The organism is Myxococcus llanfairpwllgwyngyllgogerychwyrndrobwllllantysiliogogogochensis (assembly GCF_006636215.1).
In the GTDB taxonomy this organism is placed as follows: Bacteria; Myxococcota; Myxococcia; order Myxococcales; family Myxococcaceae; genus Myxococcus; species Myxococcus llanfairpwllgwyngyllgogerychwyrndrobwllllantysiliogogogochensis.
In genome coordinates this window covers 1-389 of sequence record NZ_VIFM01000994.1, presented here as the reverse complement: position 1 = coordinate 389, position 389 = coordinate 1, and the positions used below count along the sequence as shown (strand labels likewise).

Genomic DNA, 389 nt, shown 5'->3' with positions numbered 1-389 from the left:
GAGAAGAACAGCGTCAGCAGCAGCGCCAGCCAGAAAACGGGAATCGAAAAGCCGAGCAGCGCCAGGGCGCTAATCAGGGTGTCGGGCCATTTGTTACGCATAATGCCGGCCAGCATTCCGACGGGAATCCCCACCAGCAGCGCAAAGCCAAAGGCGAGAATGCATAGCTCCATGGTGGCCGGGAAGACCTCTTTTAGCTGCTGTGAAATCAGCTGGCCGTTGATGCTGGAGACCCCGAAATCCCAGTGCAGCAGCCCGGTGAACCAGAACTGCCAGGCGTTCCACAGCGACGCGCCTTGTAGCGGAGCGTGCGGCGTAAAGTAGCTCAGGCTGAAGCCGACGAAGGTCAGAAAAAAGAGCGTGACCAGCAGTAACAGCAGGCGTCGCAG

Annotated in this window: 1 protein-coding gene; it reads right to left on the bottom strand. The window is 59.1% G+C overall.

Annotated features, from left to right (window positions below):
• A partial coding sequence (locus FJV41_RS56575) for an ABC transporter permease subunit (protein WP_246137950.1) occupies positions 1–389 on the bottom strand: 389 nt, incomplete at both ends.